Source organism: Mesobacillus sp. QJM3NY_10, from assembly GCF_056173465.1.
In genome coordinates this window covers 2,098,069-2,117,858 of sequence record NZ_CM149675.1, presented here as the reverse complement: position 1 = coordinate 2,117,858, position 19,790 = coordinate 2,098,069, and the positions used below count along the sequence as shown (strand labels likewise).

The 19,790-nt window shown below is 37.3% G+C and carries 18 protein-coding genes; 4 read left to right on the top strand and 14 right to left on the bottom strand.

The features are described 5' to 3' along the window. The first annotated feature begins 61 nt into the window (after window positions 1-61). On the top strand, window positions 62-823 hold the full coding sequence (locus tag AC0VX7_RS10615; protein WP_475427786.1) for an MBL fold metallo-hydrolase: 762 nt from the start codon (window positions 62-64) through the stop codon (window positions 821-823). 748 nt (window positions 824-1,571) lie between these two features. Here AC0VX7_RS10615 and AC0VX7_RS10610 read toward each other — a convergent pair. Both AC0VX7_RS10610 and AC0VX7_RS10605 read right to left on the bottom strand, forming a co-directional pair. Next, complete coding sequence (locus tag AC0VX7_RS10610) at window positions 1,572-2,582, bottom strand: DUF3231 family protein (RefSeq protein ID WP_475427785.1); 1,011 nt, start codon at window positions 2,580-2,582, stop codon at window positions 1,572-1,574. A 232-nt stretch (window positions 2,583-2,814) separates the two neighbouring features. Then, window positions 2,815-3,561 (bottom strand): alpha/beta hydrolase, encoded by a 747-nt coding sequence (locus AC0VX7_RS10605; protein ID WP_475427784.1) that lies wholly within the window; start codon window positions 3,559-3,561, stop codon window positions 2,815-2,817. A 184-nt stretch (window positions 3,562-3,745) separates the two neighbouring features. Between AC0VX7_RS10605 and AC0VX7_RS10600 the strand changes: the two genes are divergently transcribed. Both AC0VX7_RS10600 and AC0VX7_RS10595 read left to right on the top strand, forming a co-directional pair. Continuing rightward, on the top strand, window positions 3,746-4,273 hold the full coding sequence (locus AC0VX7_RS10600) for a hypothetical protein (RefSeq protein ID WP_475427783.1): 528 nt from the start codon (window positions 3,746-3,748) through the stop codon (window positions 4,271-4,273). Between the two features lie 349 nt (window positions 4,274-4,622). Continuing rightward, complete coding sequence (locus AC0VX7_RS10595; protein WP_475427782.1) at window positions 4,623-5,414, top strand: TIGR00266 family protein; 792 nt, start codon at window positions 4,623-4,625, stop codon at window positions 5,412-5,414. 338 nt (window positions 5,415-5,752) lie between these two features. Here AC0VX7_RS10595 and AC0VX7_RS10590 read toward each other — a convergent pair whose 3' ends face one another. Next, on the bottom strand, window positions 5,753-7,225 hold the full coding sequence (locus AC0VX7_RS10590) for a PstS family phosphate ABC transporter substrate-binding protein (protein ID WP_475427781.1): 1,473 nt from the start codon (window positions 7,223-7,225) through the stop codon (window positions 5,753-5,755). A gap of 596 nt (window positions 7,226-7,821) precedes the next feature. Between AC0VX7_RS10590 and AC0VX7_RS10585 the strand changes: the two genes are divergently transcribed. Next, window positions 7,822-9,261: an ATP-binding protein gene (locus AC0VX7_RS10585; protein WP_475427780.1), complete on the top strand. Its 1,440-nt coding sequence runs from the start codon at window positions 7,822-7,824 to the stop codon at window positions 9,259-9,261. Window positions 9,262-9,595: 334 nt separating this feature from the next. On the opposite strand, the gene AC0VX7_RS10580 is transcribed toward AC0VX7_RS10585, so the two are convergent. From AC0VX7_RS10580 to AC0VX7_RS10530, 11 genes are all read right to left on the bottom strand, one after another. Then, the gene (locus AC0VX7_RS10580; protein ID WP_475427779.1) at window positions 9,596-10,810 is read right to left on the bottom strand and encodes an MFS transporter; all 1,215 of its coding nucleotides are present in this window, start codon (window positions 10,808-10,810) and stop codon (window positions 9,596-9,598) included. Beyond that, window positions 10,807-11,862 carry an ArsR/SmtB family transcription factor gene (locus tag AC0VX7_RS10575; RefSeq protein WP_475427778.1) on the bottom strand — a complete coding sequence of 352 codons (1,056 nt, stop codon included), beginning with the start codon at window positions 11,860-11,862 and terminating at the stop codon, window positions 10,807-10,809. The genes AC0VX7_RS10580 and AC0VX7_RS10575 overlap by 4 nt, the downstream gene beginning before the upstream one ends. A 187-nt stretch (window positions 11,863-12,049) precedes the next feature. After that, on the bottom strand, window positions 12,050-12,406 hold the full coding sequence (locus tag AC0VX7_RS10570) for a flavoprotein (RefSeq protein WP_475427777.1): 357 nt from the start codon (window positions 12,404-12,406) through the stop codon (window positions 12,050-12,052). 250 nt (window positions 12,407-12,656) lie between these two features. Then, window positions 12,657-13,457, bottom strand: a complete 801-nt coding sequence (locus AC0VX7_RS10565) for a hypothetical protein (protein WP_475427776.1) — start codon at window positions 13,455-13,457, stop codon at window positions 12,657-12,659. 84 nt (window positions 13,458-13,541) lie between these two features. Then, window positions 13,542-13,973, bottom strand: a complete 432-nt coding sequence (locus tag AC0VX7_RS10560; protein ID WP_475428132.1) for an NUDIX hydrolase — start codon at window positions 13,971-13,973, stop codon at window positions 13,542-13,544. Between the two features lie 383 nt (window positions 13,974-14,356). Beyond that, complete coding sequence (locus AC0VX7_RS10555; protein WP_475427775.1) at window positions 14,357-14,989, bottom strand: type 1 glutamine amidotransferase family protein; 633 nt, start codon at window positions 14,987-14,989, stop codon at window positions 14,357-14,359. Between the two features lie 75 nt (window positions 14,990-15,064). Further along, window positions 15,065-16,027: a helix-turn-helix transcriptional regulator gene (locus AC0VX7_RS10550; RefSeq protein ID WP_475427774.1), complete on the bottom strand. Its 963-nt coding sequence runs from the start codon at window positions 16,025-16,027 to the stop codon at window positions 15,065-15,067. Between the two features lie 23 nt (window positions 16,028-16,050). Continuing rightward, the gene (locus AC0VX7_RS10545; protein ID WP_475427773.1) at window positions 16,051-16,200 is read right to left on the bottom strand and encodes a hypothetical protein; all 150 of its coding nucleotides are present in this window, start codon (window positions 16,198-16,200) and stop codon (window positions 16,051-16,053) included. 123 nt (window positions 16,201-16,323) lie between these two features. Next, window positions 16,324-16,845 carry an N-acetyltransferase family protein gene (locus AC0VX7_RS10540; RefSeq protein ID WP_475427772.1) on the bottom strand — a complete coding sequence of 174 codons (522 nt, stop codon included), beginning with the start codon at window positions 16,843-16,845 and terminating at the stop codon, window positions 16,324-16,326. Between the two features lie 312 nt (window positions 16,846-17,157). Next, entirely contained in the window at window positions 17,158-17,631 is a 474-nt protein-coding gene (locus AC0VX7_RS10535) for a hypothetical protein (RefSeq protein WP_475427771.1), read from the bottom strand. A gap of 589 nt (window positions 17,632-18,220) precedes the next feature. Then, window positions 18,221-19,783 (bottom strand): SagB family peptide dehydrogenase, encoded by a 1,563-nt coding sequence (locus AC0VX7_RS10530; protein ID WP_475427770.1) that lies wholly within the window; start codon window positions 19,781-19,783, stop codon window positions 18,221-18,223. Window positions 19,784-19,790: the final 7 nt, after the last annotated feature.

Sequence of the window (19,790 nt, the reverse complement as noted above, 5' to 3'; positions counted from 1 at the left end):
GTAAGTCAAAAGCGGTCTTATTATAAACTATATGTACATTATAGAAAAGGAGTTAAAGAATATGATTATACAACAAATTCGAAACGCAACATTAGTTGTGCAATACGCGGGAAAGAAATTTTTAGTTGATCCATTTTTGGCGGAAAAGGGCACTTATCCTCCTTTTCCAAATTCATTAAGACAGGATCAGAATAATCCCTTAGTCAGCCTGCCTTCCTCCATTGACGAGATTATCGATAATGTGGATGCTGTCATTGTAACTCATTTACACCTCGACCACTATGATGAAGCTGCCAAAGAGGCACTTCCGAAGGATCTTAAAATGTTCGTACAAAATGAGGAAGATGCCACTGCAGTCAAAAATGATGGTTTTCAAAATGTAGAAGTTTTACAGGAAGATACAATTTTTGAAGACATCCAGCTAATTAAAACAAAAGGCGAGCATGGCAGAGGGGAAATATTGAAAATGGCCGGCCTCGTGTGTGGGGTTGTCTTTAAACACCACACAGAGAAAACCTTATATGTTGCGGGAGATACAGTTTGGTATGAAGGTGTTCAAGAAGCCATTGAAACACACAATCCAGAGGTTATTGTCGTGAATGCGGGAGACAATCAGTTCCTCGAAGGAGGATCCCTCGTCATGAGCAAAGATGATGTTTATGAAGTCCAAAAAGCAACCCCTGCTGCAAAAATCATTACCATCCATATGGAAGCTGTCAACCACTGGACTTTATCGAGAAGAGAACTAAAAAACTTTATTAATGAAAAAGGAATCTCTGCAAGTGTTTTCGTTCCAGAGGACGGAGAGTCGTACTCTTTTTAATGATAGAATAGAAAGAAAAAACTTTAGCTTTTCTGGTAAATGTAGAAAAAAGGGAGTAATCACCAAGTATTTTATAGTAACTACAAAGAATAAGCAGCAACTGAAAGCTCAGAAATAGCTCTGAGCTTTCATTCTAGATAACCACAAGACTGTTAGATAACATATAGTCAAGAACATGCCAGTCATTAACCTGCTAAGTACCTCACTACTAAAATTACCTCTCAAAATTAACCATCTTAAAATAAAAGAACACCGTGCTTACTAAACCGAATCCTAACAAAATACTTCCGCTCACCAGGAAATTATTAATGTAGCTTTTGACAATCAGATGATAGTAGGCCGTATCCGCTCTTCCACTACTGGCTAACCAGGACACTTTTGCAATTAGACGCAAAATTAATGGAAATTATTTCTAATTTTTTCATCGATTGAAAACCTGCACAACCAAAAAAAGTGCTTGAGACTTTTACAGCCCCAGCACTTTTGATCATTACTTATTAATCATCATAAAAAGGTAAGCACAACACGCGCTTACCTTTTTGCCAATGTGAAAAGATTAATTAGGTTAAAATCGGGATCCTTACCAATGACTCTAATCTTCTGTTGATCATAATCATGAAAAACCTTGCTTTAATCAAAAAGGTAACGATCGCCTTAACCAAGCTGTGAAGAATATCCACTGAAATCCCCCCACATTGAGATTAGTGTTATAACTAACACCAGTCTTAGTTTGTGCCAGATGTTTAAATCAATTCCCTTTTTTGATGATGGCCGCCCGATCCTCCATTTGCGGAGGCTCTTCAAACCAGCCATTCTTGATTTTAATTTCAATTCCTTCTTGCGCATAGAAAAAAATATCCTTCGATATCATGATTGATTTCATGGATAAATCATTTCTTAAGGTGAAAAATGCTCCCGCCCCCGCTCCGACAAGCCCAAAACCATTCAAAATGTAAATACAATGCATCATAAGTTTGTCAGAAAACGGCGGAATGGTTGATGTAGTAACCGTCCCCCCTAAAGCAGCTGAAGGCTGGAGATCACTCTCTTTAAGGATTTCCTCCACTATTTTTATCTGTTTTTTTGCCAGTTCTTTTCCCTTAAGAAAGTATTGTTTTGCCTCTTTTTTCTGGGCACATTGCGCAAAACCAGTAATCAACTGCATGCCGATAATATTGGATTCAAGATTGTGATTCAGAATCCCAATTTCCAGATCGTTCAATACCCGTTTGTCACCAAATAGCTTCATGCCCTTCATATACTTTTTGCTCTCGATCATTTCCGTTGTTTTTGGCATGGTCACCTTTGGCGGCTGTGAGAGAATCCCCTTTTCCAGGAGATAAAATGTTGCGAGTTTGTAAATCTTTTGAGTAACCGTCGTAAGCCCCTCATAAATCGTCATCACTCGATTGTCGAATGACATATTCATATTCAATGTATATAAGCCCATGCTCACTTGCTTTAAGACACGAACAAACATGATATCAAAGCCATTATCAAAGAGCTTTGGGGCATCCAAATGAACGTCCTCTGGCGTAAATCCGATTGGTTTTACGATTCCTTGCTCCTTAAAAAGAACTTCCATCTCTTTTACGTAAAAATCAAGCTCTTGCCACAATCCGCCTAAAATATTTCGAGCCTGCTGATCATCAGCTTGTTCAATAAAATATTCTAAAATCCTCATGATCAAGGTTTTCTCCTGATATGTCTGCCAAAGTGTCCCGACTTCAGAAGCACTGATCGGCTTAGTTTGGACCAAGCAAATAACCTCCCTACGATTCCATATTAATTAATACAATCTCCAATTTTATGGAAATAATCCCTAATCCTCTTAGGTCTGAAAAAAAGGCATGGCGGGCAGGTTTAATTTCCTGGATAGTAACTAGATAAAACCGAGTGGCCAGGTTATAGAGCTGGACTATTTGTACTTTTTTAGGAACGTAAAAAGACACCCTTCAGAGATGGAAGAGTGTCTTTTAAAGCTGCTGGTTTTATTCTAATAAATACGAAATAACCTCTCGTATCCGTTTTTTGAAGGCTTGATAATTATGTTCGGCACCTTCGATGACTTTCAGTTCTGCCTCGATTCCTTTTTGTCTAATAACCTCGAAGATAGCTTTATTGGTTTCCAGGAATGGCCCAGCAAGTTTCTCGCCACCTTCATTTGTGCCGCAATCCAGATATACTTTTTCCAGATGAGATAGATCTGCAGTTTTCAACAACTGCTCTATTTCCTCCTGATTTCGGTAAAAACCGGATGAAAGCCCTGCTATCCTTTTAAAAATATGAGGATAAGCGCATGCAGCGTAAGTTGTGACTAATGCGCCCAAAGAGATGCCGGCCATATAGGTTTCGTTGGGATTCGTACTATACTTCGAGTCAATGAGTGGCTTCAATTCGTTCACGATGAACTCAACATATTCCTTGCCTTTTCCGCCTTCAGAACTCGTTTTTCCAAGAAGCTTTGTTGTATAATCACCATTTACCCATGGACAATATTCATTCACACGCTCCCCTGAGTTCTGATCAACTGCCACGACGATGAGCTCAACTTCGTTCTTCTCCAGATAGTCGTCCAGTTCAAGCCCCACACCGCCAATCGCCCCTTCATTGCCAAACACATTCTGTCCATCATGCATGTAAAGAACAGGGTATTTTTTTTCCTTCTTACTTAAAGGCAAATAGACTCTAATTTTTCTTTCCTCTCCAAAAAGTGACACTGAGAAACTTTCTATCATACCTTACACACTCTTTTCGGGTTAATTTGATGAAGATATTACCATATGAATCGAATATCTACTAGATAAATTTCAAAAAAGAAGGAGAATTCTGGAAGGATGTAGAAAATACCAACTTCAAGGCATATTTGATTACCACAAAAATATATTTAATTTGACTTTGGGCTTGATTAGGGGGGTTTTTATGAAGAGATTAATCATGATCATGCTGGTCTTTATCATTTTCAGCATTGGATCCTTTTGGACATTTGACTATGTTAGCAGTGATGGAGACTTCACTAAATGGAGCCATACAACTATGGGCTACGAACATTATGAGGATGGGAAGAAATACTATTTGGGATATGATTTTAGTTGGGAGGGCATCGGTAAACCAACCCTTGAAAAAGTCGAGTTCATTAAGAAAGACGGAACTATTGTTGCCAAGGATGATGATGAGTTCAAGATTGAACCCTATATAGCAAAAAATCGAAATATTGGCGGTCTAGATGAAGAATCTGTACTAGAAGAAGGAATGAACGAGGATTTCATCGATATTAAAAATTACCAAGTAGACAAGGATTTTCATTTAATCTTAACTGTCCAATACAATGGCACGACTCCAGAAAATGATATAAATTTATTAAGGATTACCTATAAAAAATTCGGCGACACCCAGCACCGGGAGATTTCATTCGATGATGGAGTGATTACGGACGAGACTGAGTACTAAATCCGGCTGTTCCTTTGTGACCCTTTTAGGCTATTTTACCTTTTCAATCTTATAGAACTTTTCTATAGGACCTTTTTCTGCTTCCTACTCGTTTTTGGGCTTATAGAATTTTTCTATAGAACCATTTTCTGCTTCCTACTCGTTTTTGGGCTTATAGAATTTTTCTATAGGACCTTGTTCTGCTTCCTACTCGTTTTTGGGCTTATAGAATTTTTTTATGTGACCTTTTACATGCATCTTCCCCAATTCGGGCTTATAGAAATCCATCCCCCTAAAAAGGATTCTGCAATTATCAAAATGTGTGTAAAATGGAATAGAAAAGCTAATTTGTTTGTTGGAGGGAAAAGTTGTGAGGAACCATGAAATTGATTATAAAATTTACGGCGATGACATGCAGTTTGTCGAGGTTGAGCTGGATCCGAATGAAACCGTTGTTGCTGAAGCTGGCAGTTTGATGATGATGGATCAACAAATCGACATGGAAACAATTTTTGGCGATGGCTCCGGGAGTGGCGGCGGACTTGTTGGCAAGCTGTTTGGTGCCGGAAAACGCCTTTTGACCGGCGAGAGCCTTTTCATGACCACATTTACGAATACTGGCCATGATAAAAAGCATGTATCCTTCGCCTCTCCTTATCCTGGTAAAATCATTCCGATGAATTTGAGTGAGAATGGCGGAAAGATCATCTGCCAAAAGGACGCTTTCCTGGCTGCGGCAAAAGGTGTTTCAGTTGGAGTTGAATTCCAAAGGAAGCTTGGAGCAGGTTTCTTTGGAGGAGAAGGCTTCATCATGCAGAAGCTTGAAGGCGATGGGATGGCATTTGTCCATGCTGGCGGAACTATACATAAAAGAGAGCTTCAACCAGGAGAAGTCATCAAAGTCGATACTGGCTGCCTTGTTGCAATGACAAGCAACGTGAATTACGACATCGAAATGGTAAAGGGAATTAAAACAGCCTTATTTGGCGGAGAAGGTCTCTTCTTTGCAACACTCAGAGGACCAGGAACTGTATGGATTCAATCACTTCCATTCAGCCGCCTAGCCAGCAGAGTATTTGCAGCCGCACCACAAGGCGGAGGACAAAACAAAGGCGAAGGCAGTGTCCTTGGCGGAGTCTTCAGAATGCTTGATGGTGATTAATGATGAACAAATGGGGATGGATTCCGACTCGGAATCCATCCTCTTTTTCAATTGAGAATAATAGACCAAAGAGCCCATTTCTGTAATACATGAAACTTTCCCAGTCAGATAATCGTATTAAGATTAGCTAAACTTTTTATAAGTGAGGTGTTAACGGATGTTCTTCAGGATTTTTCATAAATCAAATCGTCCAACTAAAATAGCTCTATTAACTGGTACCATTCTTTTACTCGTAGGCGGAATAGCCAGTCTTTATCTTTAATCTTTTTATTACAAAGTCGACGACGACAAAAAAATGCTAAACCAAATATTTTCCTGGTTTAGCATTTTTGATTGATTTATCTTGCGTCATCCTCATGTAATGGAATATAACCAATTTCCTCAACCAACTTTTGCCCCTCAGAACCTTGCATCCATTCAAGCATAGGCTGGACGTTTTTTTTCGGATTGTCCTTCACCGTAATTGCATATAGATTGACGACATATGGATACTTTCCTGACGTGATATTCTCTGGTGAGGGTTCTACTCCATCCAGTGAGATCAGCTTTATTTTTTCATTAGGATTCATGCCAGTTGTGAAAAAGCGGAATGAGTAGCCGAGTGAATTATTATAGTTGCGATAACCGGCAACCTCCTCCATCAAATCGCCCATTCCTGCCACCTCTTCTTTCAGGGCTGGCATCAAGGACGTATCACCCATGAATTTTTCCATGATCGTCTGGCTGCCCGAGTCCGCCGGCCGCTGGAATGCCATGATCTTGTTATCGTCACCACCAACTTCATTCCAATTGGTGATTTTACCAGAATAGATTGATTTAATCTCCTCAGAAGCCAGGGTTTCAACAGGATTCTTTTCATTCACAAAAAACACAAATGCTTCCTTGCCAATTGGTGTGAGAACGAGCTTCTTCCCCTTGCTCTCTGCCAGGATTTGTTGCGACGCAGAAGGCTGGGCTCCGAAGAATATGTCAACCTCACCTGATACTAGTCTTTCAAAAGCATAAATTGTATTCGTAAAACTAACAATCTCTTCACCAGTCGGAAGTGCGTTTTTGTTTTTAATATCCATGTAAGTTGCGTTTGCGAATGCAGCATAAACGGGATACGCTGCCTCCGCTCCGTCCAAAATAGGCATTTCGCTTTGTGTTTCCACCCTGAAGTTAGCCGAGTCATGTAGCTTTGGCAGGATGTTGTTTGGGTTCGTGACATAATACGGCTCTAGGTCAACACTTGAAAAACCATTGCCATAATCAAAGCCATAAGATGGCGGGAGGATATGCTTGCTCCGCTCAATATGGATTGAACCAATCACAGCCAACAACAGGATAATGATGCCAATCCCCGCAAACAGATTCAGTTTCCTGAAGGTAACTTTCGACTTCGTCCTCCGTTCAGATACGATATAGCCGATCAAAAAGATTAAATAATAAGCGAACGGCACCGCAAATATGTAAATAAATTGTCCCATCATCGCGGATATAAACGAATTCGGTAAAAACGGGAATAGCGCAAATACGAAAATCCCCCATACCTGATGACCGAAGAACCCCTTGGAAATAATCATCCCAACGGCAGCAAGGAGCACCGTCAGCAAAAGCGGTGCATAAATCGGCAGATACCGACCATAAAACGTGGTAGCCTGTGGCCTTTTTCCAAACCGAAACCCTATAATCAGGGCCACAATCGAGATGATCATTACCATAACTGGCGGACCGAACTTCTCAATTGATAGAACCGCAATCCCTAATAAAGATAGAAAAAGAGGCATAAGTACTAGATAAATAATCAAAAACCCGGCATCCTTCTTCATTCCGAAGACCCCCGTTAATTATTTTAATTTAGTGTAATTTTACACTAAAAGAATAAAATGGTAAATGTTTTTCATGAATTTTGTTTTAAAAAATTTAAAGGTCACCGTTGTATTACATTGGTGACCTTAATCTCGGAAATACGTAAAATCAGGTCACCAATACAGCTTATTGATGACCTAAACCTCCTAAAATATGAAAAACAGGGCGCCAATACTGCCTATTGGTGACCTAAATCTCGAAAATACGAAAAAACAGGTCAGCAATACAGCCTATTGGTGACCTAAACCTCGAAGATACAATGAATTAGGGCACCAATAAAAATCTAAATTAAATTGTCTTAAACAAAAAGAGAGGAAACCATATTCAAGACAGTTCATCCCCAGCATCAAGCCGTTCTATAGTACCCCCATTCTGAACGTGTTGGAAAGGTTTTAATAATCATTTATTTATGAATTTAAAACAGGATAAAAGTTCTATTTTTTCAAAAATTGAAAATAATATTCGTTCCTCTTCTCTTTCGTCTAGTAAAATAGAAAGTGGATTTAAATCGCGTGTACATATTATACAGAAATTAATTGTTAGGGAGGCTTTTAATATGATCAAAGAAGAAACTCAACGAGCCTATACCCCAGATATAAAAGACTTAGATGATATAAGCTTAGCACTGCTGAATGCAAAGGATTTTCTCTCCAGTCATTCTCTGGATGGCAGATTTACATATGCGGCACCTTCCTGTGAAACTCTCTTTGGTTATACACCAGCAGAACTGTATGATCAATCCATCTTCAGTTTTTGCCACCCATTGGACCAGGAAAAGTTAGAACATTTCTTTTCTTCTTCTCAGTCTGGAGAAATCCTGTTTCGTTTCAGGAGAAAAGAAGGTGATTATCTTTGGCTGGAGTCTAGCAGCACGATGGGTCCTTCACACACTGAGGTAGTTCTCATATCAAGAGATGTTACCCCTCGCGTAAATCGACAGGAAAAACTGAAAGAACATCAAAAGAGAGATCGGCTGTTCCTTGAACATTCCAAAGATACAATGGGGATTATCACAAAAAACGGTGTATGGACTTACATTAATGAACAGGGCAAGAAATTGATGGGCGCTACCAGTTTTGATGAAATAGTTGGTACTTCTTTATATGACTATACTGACCATAAGGACTACAAGTTGCTACAAGAACGCCTGCTTTCAAGAGACTCCAGTGACCTTGAAATCAGTTTAATCAGGAAAGATAATGATTCGAAGAGAGCTGAAGTACAGCTTATCCCTACAGTCTTCAAGAACAGAGACGTTTCCCTTGTCATCATTAAGGATATTACAGAACAAAGGAAAACCGAGGACCAGCTGCAGGTAGCTGAAAAACTTTCAGTTATTGGACAAATGGCAGCCGGAATCGCCCATGAAATCAGGAATCCGTTGACTGCGATAAAAGGATTTACCCAGCTTTTGAGTGAGCACCCGGCAGAAGAAGCAGAAGATTATGCCGAAATCATCCTTGACGAGCTCGCCCGCATAGAGTCTATTGTTGGTGACTTGCTGGTTCTGGCCAAGCCTCAGGCTTCCAATCTATCGAATGTAGATTTGATTCCTCTCGTGAACGGGGTTGTGAATTTACTGAATCCGCAGGCAGCCCTATCAGATGCCTTTATTAAGATTAAAACTGATTCACCTAGCATTTACATAGATTGTGAGCCGGATAAAATTAAGCAGGTATTAATCAATTTAATCCAAAATTCTATTGAGGCAATGACAAAAGGCGGAGAAATCTTCGTTGCTATTTCAAAAGAAGCAAACCTAGCTTCAATTCAGGTTATGGATCAGGGAGCAGGAATTCCAGAAGACCGCCTCACGAAACTAGGAGAACCCTTCTATAGCACAAAAGAAAAAGGAACCGGCCTCGGCTTAATGATTTGCCAAAAAATTATTAAAAATCATGGAGGTAAAATCGAGTTTTCCAGCATCGTTAATCAAGGAACAACCGTTACGCTTACCCTACCTATACATGAGAATTACCAGGAGGACTTTAACTAATTAGGAAAATAAAAAACCACTTACGAGTGAAAATGCACGCTCGGTTAAAAGTGTGTAAACCGTTTGATTTTTAGATCGCATCTAATTTATGACAATGAAAATGGCGTGTAAACTGACATCAGTTCTGACACGCCATTTTTCTGATTTATAGTATTTTAGCATCTGAAATATAAAAAATTCTTATTCTACATAAGCACCCGTATGTTTAAGTATACTTTTTCACAAAAGTAGCTTTATTACAGGAATGCTGCTTCTTTAGTTCGATAAAACTTCTACAAAAAGAGGCACTAATCCTGCTGAATTAGTGCCTCTGGTTGTAGAAATTAAAATCATTTTAATTAACCGTGGTACTTAATACCTTATTGGGGTTCTTTATTGATTTGATCATAAAGAACAATGCAGGAAGGACAATCAGTAAACCGATTACTAAATAAGTATTACGAGTACTAATATCAAATAATGCTGACGAAGCAAATAAGATCCCAATTGGCATGGAGACTCTAAAGATGAAGAGACGTATCGTACTTAGCTGAGTTAAACGCTCTCTTGGTGCCTCCCTTTGGAAAATGGCTGCACTTTGAGCGTTAAAGAGTGGGAATAACATACCTCCCATTAGCTCAAAGCTCCATGCGAACGGGATTGATTGAACAAAAAACAACAGGATAAATGATAACCCTCCCCCAAATAAGCCAAGGTACATAATCGTTGTTGTTTTAGGCAGTTTAGTAAGTAAAATCATTCCTAATACATACCCAACGGGGAACGCCCCCTTGAAAATGGCATACTCCCAGGGTTGTCCGCCAAGTTCTCCCTGTATAAAAGGTATACTTAGAACCATTGTTGCCCCTACCGCGAATTGTACTGTTGAAGAAAGTACGGTTAACCTAAGTAGATATGTATATTGAAAGAAGATCCTATAGCCTTCTTTAAGTTCTTCCCACCAAAACTTTTTGGTCCATGTGGCAATTTTTTCGATACTTTTAACCGGTATTCTATAGAGAGAAAGGAAACTAATCAAAAATATTACTGAGGAAATTACATATATGTACTGCATTGGAATTACCAAAAGTAGTAAGGATGTAACACCTGGTGCAATTATGCTCATAAGTCTTAGTGTGGTATCTAATAACCCATTAGCTTCAACTAACTCATCTTCCTTGCAAATCTCAGGTATTAGTGAAAAGGATAAACTTGAGAAAATCGGTTGTAACAAGCCAAGAACACATTGAAGTAATACTAGGCCAATCATTATTCCTATATCTGATCCGATTAGATACCCTATTAAAGGCAGAAGGTACGCCCCAGCCCGAATCAATTGAATATTTCGGAGCATTTTTTCTTTCACCACATAATTTAGGAACGGGGCACTTATACTTTGTAAAAGTAAGGATGGGATAAAGTAGACTAACCATATTGCAGCCATCCATTCCTTTGAACCAGTTAACTCATAAAGCAGCAATCCATTGATAATTCCACCTGCTGCACCACCAAACTCCGAAATAACTTGTCCAATCCAGAGTGCACGGAAAGACTTCGTAAACTTTCTCATAATGTTTCTCCAAGGAATTTGGAAAGACGTTCAGCAAAGCTACTTATTTGAGTTTTATCTATTGAATAAATTCCTTTATCCACTCGAACAAACTTTGCTGCTTTTAGTAGGGATAACTGATGATGAATTGTTGGTTTAGATATATTGAATTGGATACTTAAATCTTGTAGAGAGGAAGACCCTTTAGTCAATTGATATAGTATCTTTAAACGTGTTTCATCACCTAATGCTTTATGTCCACGAATTAATTCCATTGAAGGAGTCCCTGGTTCAAGTAAATATTCTTCCTTCAATGGATAGAAGAAGAGCTTTGTATCGGGTGTACGTACTGTTAGAGTCCACGGACGGTAGGACACTTGAGGGACCATTTTGACTGTCCAAATTGATGGCTCCGGAAAGTACTTAGTTCCCCCTGTGACCAATTCAATGAATTCAACTGGATTAGAATGATCAATTGATTGATGTTGCTTTCCCTCAAAATCTAATGCTCTGTTCCATTTCGTCCATTCATCAAACTGGGAAACCCATTCATGCCATTCCTTTACTACCCTAACAAGAATTTTAATTAGTTTTTCCCGTGAATAACTATCAAGAACGAGGACATATTCATTCAAATACTCGTGGTCATCAAAAAACGAAGCATAGTCTTTAAAATCTCTATCCTCCCCCAAGTCATCGATCAAAGACTTACGAATTGGCTCCTTAAAACGGTCTTTATAAGGTAAAAGAGTCCCATATAATGTTTTGTTATCCATAATGGATAGATCATTAGAAAAATCCTCAATCGTTTCAGCAGATATTCTTTCCTGTAACAATATTAAACCGTACCATAGATTCGTTTTTTCAATTTCGTTTAATAAATCCTTAAGTGTTTTAGACATGGAGGCAAAAGAATTCTCCCATTCTTGATCTAAATCAAATGTATGCCTTAATTGTCTATGTGTGAATCCCGCAATACCAAGAATAACTTCCCAAACAGAAGAAGTTTCTACCCTTAAATTCAGTGACTCAGACTGATTCAAATCTAAATTCTTCAAATCTAATTTCTTCATAGAAATCCCCTTTAAGTAAGTTTATTCAATCATTTAATAGTAATTATAATTTTATTGAATTATAAATTCAATTATTTTCGAATGTTTATTTAAAAATTTTTCATTCCTTATTAAACTAACCTGCATCGTATGTTTAATAACGGGTTCAACAAAAAAGGTGCCTAATCCTTCTAGGATCATCGCACCGTTAGTTCAATTGAAATCTCAGTATATTATCCATTGGGATTCCTGCTTCAATATAACTTCTTATTAGTTTCCAACCATCATTTGTATCTTTTTGAAAGGTCTGAAAAAATAAGTGTGCCGTATTTAAGCTCTTGCCGTGTAAAATCATAGTTGCTGATATAATAACCAATGTTTCATCCGCTCTCAATGGGATAGTAGAAATTTCTTTGAGTTCCCATTCTGCATTATTTTCTTTTGCAAAATTGAAACCCTGTTCCCACCCATTTATTGATTCTTCAAACCCAAAATCAATTATACCTCCGTCCGTAATCTCTCTGGCTCTGTAATTTCTCGATATTAAATCTCTTAATTCAGGCAAAGAAGAAGAACGCCAAGCATCTAAATAAGTATCAAGAAATTTTCTAAATAAATTATCCTTAAAAGCCCCCTAAATTCACTTTCAATACCAATTCTATATGGTAGAGTGATATTCCTTTATTAAAGTATTTGCCCCTATAGTTCAATAAGGAATTCAACAAAAAAGATGCTTAATTCTTCCTGGATCAACGCACCAGATTGTTTAACTACTATTTATTACAAACTTATTATTTTAAAAAATGGCGCTTTCTTTATTCTTGAAGAATATATGTAAATCCCAAGTCCAGACTTGGATATTCGATTATGTCCTTTTCCAAAAAGTTGGAAGGAGCTATTTCATCATCAATATGAATATTGAGTCCTTTTATTTTAGCTAATTTACCAAGCCCTAACCCAATAATACTGATTAACTCCTCTGAAGTATCTTTAAAGAGTTTATTTTTTTTATGATTTTCGATTATGTAACGTAAACCTTTATTTACTGCATTTTCATCTCTTTCAAGAATCGCTTTCAAAACATGAACATGGTCTTTATACTGTTTCAAATCTTTTATTAATTTTATATTCTTTAGGTTTTCAATCGTTTCGGCAGCCTTTTCATTTTCCTCTATAATAAGATATTTCACTGCATAGCCTACATTATTAATGAAAGAATTACCGTGTTCGTTTTCTTCTTCCGGCCTTCCTCCAAGTAACTTTGCTAATGAAAAGGTTAATTCCTCGGAGTCACTCAACATTGCTAAAAGTAATCTATTATACTTGTTCATGGTGACAAAAGAAGAAGAAATCCCCACTTCTTGTAAGTCATACTTTTGGAAAAGTATTTCTTGAATTTTTCCGGCCAAATAGAAATATTTTTTAGCCTCTTTGTTATCCTGGTTTAAACATATTTCACCTATCCCAAGGGCATAAAAATCATTTGCCAACATTTCGTAATACTTATATATAAAACTCTTGTTAATATTCTTCTGTTGAAGTTTATTGATCTTAACAATTACACTTTGCTTAATTTCTTTGTATATTTCGGGAAAATGATTTGAATAATTTGTCATAGAAGTTCTCCTTTATGTTTTCCTTGTTCAACTATACTGCTGGTTTAGTTTAATAAGCAATACTGTTATTTCATTTACTTTTACCTAAAACTCTATATAAAATGGGTGTTTGCTATTATCAAGACAGTATTCAATTCTTTGCTTAAAGTTTCCCACGGTTACCATTTCTAATGCTTTCTCAATTGGATAGAACGCTACTTCTAAACTCTCTGATGAAGTTGTTAATTCTCCTCCGATTGGCTTAGCCAAAAACAACGTATTACATATTGATTTGTTCACATTCTGAAATATTCCACAGAATTTTAGAACTTCAATATCAATACCAGATTCCTCTTTAGTTTCTCTTACTGCTCCATCTTTCAAAGACTCGCCTTCTTCAACTATTCCACCTGGCATTTCCCATCCTCTACTAGGTCCCTTAATTAACAAAATTTCCTTTTCATCATTGATTACAATAGTTGCTGCTGAAACAAAATGTTTTGGTGGTGTGTAAATTTGTTGTGTACTTTGTACCATAATAATCCCCTCTTTTATGTTATTGTTTTTTACAGGAATGCTGCTTCTTTTGTTTAATAAGGATTTCCACAAGAAAACACCATAATCCTTCCTGCTCATTCGCATTGGATAGCTGAATAAGACTTTTCCTAATCTTAAATCATTCTTCATTTCACGATTCGCTGGATAGTTTCAAGCCTTCCTCTGTTAGTTTGTGAATTCCAAACAAAAGTTCCTAAGTAATCCTTATTTAAATCAACGAAAAAACTTGATACCCTAATTTTTTTATCGTTTAATATGGGGTAGCGTCAGGAAAATGCGGATTTACAACGATAAGGAAATTCCAAATTAAAAGCCCAACTTCTCTACAAATCTAAATAGAGAAATTGAGCTTTTCAGTTACTTTATTTATTTATTGAATTCATTAACTGGAAGAAGTATTCAGGTTTATGAGTCTTATTTAGGTTATACCATGAATGTAATGCATCTGGTGTAAATACATCTATTTTTTCCAGTACCTCCATCGCAAATTCCAGAGGAGCTATTCCTGATGCAGTAACTAAATTTGCATCAGATACCGCAGATCCCAACTCATAGAACTTTTCTCCTTTATAGTTAGGACATACCATTTTAGTATATTCTAAGTTATTACTTGTATGCTTTCTAGTATCTAAGTATCCCATATTCGCGAGGCCCTCAGTTGCACCACAAATTGCAGCAACAATAGTGCCAAGCTTTAAAGCTTGGCCAATTCTTTCCAAGATTGGTTGATGTATTTCTTCACTCCAAGTAGTCCCTCCTGGTAAGATTAAAAGATCTTTACTCTCAAGAGTACATTCATCAAGGGAAATATCTGGTTTTATGCTCAGTCCTCCCATAGTAGTAATCATTTCTTTATTAGCTCCTACTGTAATTACTTTTAAAGGTGCTAAATCCTTTTTGAAATATCTTCCTGAGTTTAGTTCAGCAATTAAATATCCATATTCCCAGTCCGACATTGAATTAAATACATATAGAAAAGCTTTTTTTGTTTGCATCCAATAACACTCCCAATCACAATTTATATAGCCATTATAATAAAACTTCCCTGACAGTTAACGTCAGGGAAGTTTTCATACTTGATGAAATTTTATTAATTCCGACAGAACTTCAATAAGTCTTTTCTTAAGACTTATTGGCTCAATAACTTTAATAGATTTATTGTACGGTAAAAGTAAATAAGGTACATATGTATGTATCATATCTTTTTCAAGAAGAAAAACTGCTTGATTTGAAGTCCGTTCTTGTAAATAATGTCCTAAAAACCAATGTTGGCAAATATCAGCCAATACAGTTTTATCCCCATTAATAACCAAAGAAATAAGCCCTTCCTTATCTTCTATAGTTGGAAGAAAGCTTTTTATAAAAAAGTCACGTGCTGAAAAATTTTCTGGCCGGTTAAACTTATTTTCGGTTAGCATCAGACTTTCAATTCGATCTACTCTAAAACTACGGATATCATTTCTAAGATGACAAAATCCAATCACATACCACTTATTATTCCAATAGATAATTCTGTACAGATCGACCAATCTATAATTTAATTGCTTTTCGCCACTTTTATGGTAAAGAATTTTTACTGAGTACCCGTCAGCTACGGCCTGCTCCAACTCCTTCAAAAAAGGCTCCATAGAGAGTGAATTTAATCGACTTATTACTTCAAGACTAGTTAAATGTTGGTTTATCTTTGTTTCCTGCTCTTGATTTGAGTAATTACTTAGTTTTGAAATGGCCCTATTTAGTGCCTCACCACCATAATATCCGGCTTCTTCTGCAAAAACAGCAGCGTGAAATAGTGAAGTTTGCTCCTCAAAATCAAAAAAAAGAGGAGCCTCAATAAAATTGTTCAATAAAGTGTATCCACCGTTATGTCCTGGTTCTGAAATTATAGGTACGCCACTTGTTGAAATTGTATCAATATAACGATACACAGTCCTTATATTCATCTCTAACTTTTCTGAAATTTGTTTTGCAGTAATTTTTTCACCTGAACGAAGCATCCATAGAATTGCTAACATATTGTCAATTTTAGGCATATAATTCCACCTCTATATGAAATTTATTTTCTATTATGCATTTCCGATTTTTGGTATAACTCATCAACTGTTCCTTTCCGATAGCTTTCTATATAATGAGGTCCTAGACACATAGCATATTCAACAGCTCTTTTATTCATACTTAGTATAATTTCTTCGATCGTTTTATCCATATCTATCCTACCTTTTTAATAGATCCTCATTTTTCTTCTTCAACCTAATGCTTCTTTACTTCAATAAGAAGTTCCCAAAAAACGCGTTAATTCTGGTTTACGGTTCCGTTAACTCAATAGCATTTAGACAAATTTGCACATTAAGATATCATCTACATATTCATTGGTATCCATCTTGAATTCTTTAACCTTTCTCCCTTCCTCGATAAACCCCATACTTTTATATAAAGCTATTGCTCTTTCATTTGTTGAGAATACGCCTAAAGAAACTTTTTCAATAAATGGATTTTTTCCCGCCCAATCCAACATACCTTTCATCAATAACTTACCAATCCCCATACTTCGATAATCTTTCTTTATCATCATTCCAATTGAACCAGTATGAGAAAGCCTTATTCTGTTTGGTGACATTAGCACTATCCAGCCTACTATCTCATTTGAAATTTCGGCAACCAACATTGTTTCTTTGTCGTTTTGCAAAATCTTCCCTATCCAATCTCTTTGTTGTTCTAATGTCTTATTAAATTCCTCTGAAAGAGTTATTAAATAATCTCCTTCCGATACTACTTCTGTTTGTATATGTAAAATCGCTAAAGCATCTTCTAAATTCGCTCTTCGGATAACAATATCTTCTTTCTTAGCCAACTTCTACACTCCTTAACTGTCGCCTAATATAGAAAAGTTCTAATTTTTAATATTAAATCCTTCTTCAACATTACTGATTCGTTAGTAGAAGAAGCAAGAAATTTTATACACTTTACCTTTGATTTTTAGTCTATAATTCTAATTCTTGAATTAAGAATATCTTCTCTCTACTCACGTACTCGGTGAGAAGGTCAAACACATTTCTTTCTTCATTAAAGACTATCGGCCAAACTCGAAATCTCTTCTGCCATATTCTCATAATCTGGTCCATGTAATTTCGAAAAGTTATTAATACATTCGAGGCAGTTACATTCAGCGAATCGTTTTTCCACGATTATTCTTATGAGTTTTATATAACAGTATAACGACTGAAATACACAATAAGGCGAAAATCAAAATCTTTATAATTCCTTGTTGTCCATCAAAAAATCCATCAAAAACACTTCTTAATTCATATTCCCCTTCTCTATATGCCTTTATATATTGACCTTCAGATTTTTTAATGGCTATAGCTTCGTCCGTACTGATACCTTCAATTGAATAGTATTTAGTACCTTTCTTATAAGCATTAGAGAAGTTACCAGAATACTGTTCCATATCCGAATACTTTGTGACCTGACCAATTTCACTATCAACTTCTGTTACATATTCATCACTTATCACATAAGTATACCCGTCCCAAACTACAAATGAATATGCCCATGAGGTTGCCATGGTCCTACCTGGTGAAAAAGAAGTTAATATAAGAAAAAATATTGTAATCAAAAGAAAATGATTGTTTCTCATACAAATCCCCCTACTAAGACCATCGAACCCCATTGCTTAACAAACCATCTATTTATTAAATAAAAGTTCGAGGTTAAGGATAAAATTTCCTTCTTTATCTTTAAGACTGGAAAAACACTGACTACTGACTCGAGGTTTAATTCTCTATATACGAGTGGTCATTCTCTTACAAATTCTCTTTCTTGCATTAAATGTTTAGCTAATTCTACCGATAATATAATCATTGTATGAAACTTCAAGTTATAAAATTGGGAAGGTAAAAACATGACTATAAATAAAGAAGAATTGATAAAGAGGGCAAGTGCTGTGTTAGGCCGAGATGTAAGTAATGAAACGATTATGAAAACCGTTGAATCTCTAATCGAAAAGTTAGAGAAGGAGAAGGTCTCCAATCAATAAGAAAGCAACCCCTTTAAGATTCATTAGTTTAAAGGGCTTTGATTATTTTTAAATAGCCTTTTATAGAGTGTGGATGGTATGTAAAAAGAAGGAGCCGCAGGTTCCTCTTTTTTATTTATGGGAAAAAGAAAAGCAGGTGATTTCTCCCCTGCTCGTTTGTACCTTAAAACTATTAATATATTCTGTAAAACTAGCTGTGCAAACTCCCTTTTAACCATGGACGGGGACGATAGGGACCGATGGGGATCTGGATCAAGCTGGTTTTTTCGCTCATGCTGTAAAGATCATCAGCCAGGGTTGCATCGAACCCAAGCAGTGGATGTCCACCTAACCCGATTGCAGACGCTGTTGTGACTAATCTTTGAACGAGCATCCCTGCCTCCATTTGTAAAATCCGATAGCCTCTGTACCCTAATTCTTTTATATAAAAATCCTTATTTCCAGCGATGTGCAAACAAAGAGGTACCTGCAGCAGATTCACATTGTCGAGAGACATGCCTGCCTGTAAAGTGAGCCGGTGATCCCCTTGGAGGACTTCCCGTAATGCATGTTCGGTATGGTCGTAATAGTAGGCTCCATCTGGGATATCTTCAACATTATAAAGACATCCATAGATTGAGACCCGCGATTCATTGTTCAAGAAGACATCATCCAGATCATTCCGGTAAGAGAATCCTGACATTGACTCCTTCAGCAGAACGGCCAGCTGCTGCTGATTTACCTTTCGCATAACAAAGTCGATATCGGGAGAAAAACGGTTTTTACTGGCCTCCGCTAGATCGTATGCCAAAGGTTCGCATTCTGGAAGATTTATTTTCACACCACCAAAGCCACCACTCTGCTGGCTTTGTATTCTGTTAAATGAATAGGCTGATTCGAGCTTGGAAGCTTCATTCATAGCTATTAACTTAGGAAACTCTAAAACCCTTTGTGACCGCTCCAAGTAATCACAGCTTATTGGCTCCAATTCACGTTTCAATACATCGGCCGTAATATTAACTTTTCCGCTTCCAGACCAGTTTGTGGCTTCCACCGACAGCGGGATAACCGAATAGACACTCTCCTCCTGCTCAGACAAGCCGAGAAGATGATTGATTGCAGAATCTAAATATTGAAAGTATACTCCGGCAGTGTAACCAAAACGGTTTGCTGTTTCCAGCAACTGGCCCATTAGGACTCCTGCGTCAAGTCCTTGAAGGCGGTAGGAGAAGTTATTGTATTTAAAGAAGTTTTTCCAAAACATCGTGGATACAAAGGCGACGCCAAAGCAGGATGAAACTTCACACCGGTTGCCTAGGACACTTGAAACATATGAATCAAAGTTCCCAGCCCGCAACAACACGAGCCGGTGGTGCGCGGAGTCATAATGGTACACTCCATCTGGCAATCCTTCTACCTTTAAATAGATGTACAGCTCGTTTGGATACAATGCACCGCCAGAGGGAGCAAACCTTCGGAAGGAATTTATCGGGTAGGATTCTTCCTCTGTGCTTTCAGCTGGAAAAACGGACTGGCTTACCTGGGTGATTCCATAGACGTACCAGAGAAAGTGGCCGACTCTATGAATATCCGGCTTAGTTGGTGGTTGTATTTTCTCAAGAGTCAGTGGTACCTCCAAAGACAGGGGCACCACTGGCTGGTTGCGGTAGATCTTGTAGGCATAAGGCGCATCCTCCCAGTCGGGTTCCAATTTTGGCTGGTTGGCGCGTTCAATATCAAGTTGAAGATTATGCAGAAATTCCTCGAGACTCATCCTCCTA